The sequence below is a fragment of the Staphylococcus sp. GDY8P57P genome, from assembly GCF_017892585.1.
Classification (GTDB): Bacteria; Bacillota; Bacilli; order Staphylococcales; family Staphylococcaceae; genus Staphylococcus; species Staphylococcus borealis.
In genome coordinates this window covers 1-333 of the sequence record NZ_JAESLK010000072.1, presented here as the reverse complement: position 1 = coordinate 333, position 333 = coordinate 1, and the positions used below count along the sequence as shown (strand labels likewise).

The following is a 333-nucleotide window of genomic DNA, read 5'->3' as shown; positions in this document are numbered from 1 at the left end:
AGCTAAATCGGTTTTGTTAATTACAAAGAAATCAGATTTAATCATGCCTTGTCCGCCTTTACGAGGAATTTTTTCCCCTTGGGCAACGTCGATAATATAAATAGAAAAATCGACTAACTCTGGGCTGAAGGTCGCAGCAAGGTTGTCACCGCCAGATTCGATAAAGATTAAATCGATATCGTCATTGCGCTCTTTTAATTCATCGATTGCAGCAAAGTTCATTGAAGCATCTTCACGAATTGCTGTATGTGGGCAGCCGCCTGTTTCGACACCGATAATGCGGTCTGCAGGTAACACACCGGAATTAACTAAAATCTTTTCATCTTCTTTTGT

The 333-nt window shown here is 40.5% G+C and carries 1 protein-coding gene; it reads right to left on the bottom strand.

Annotation, left to right across the window (positions count from 1 at the left end; all coding sequences use genetic code 11):
• A partial coding sequence (locus KA878_RS13510) for a GTP-binding protein (RefSeq protein WP_281059645.1) occupies nucleotides 1-333 on the bottom strand: 333 nt, incomplete at both ends.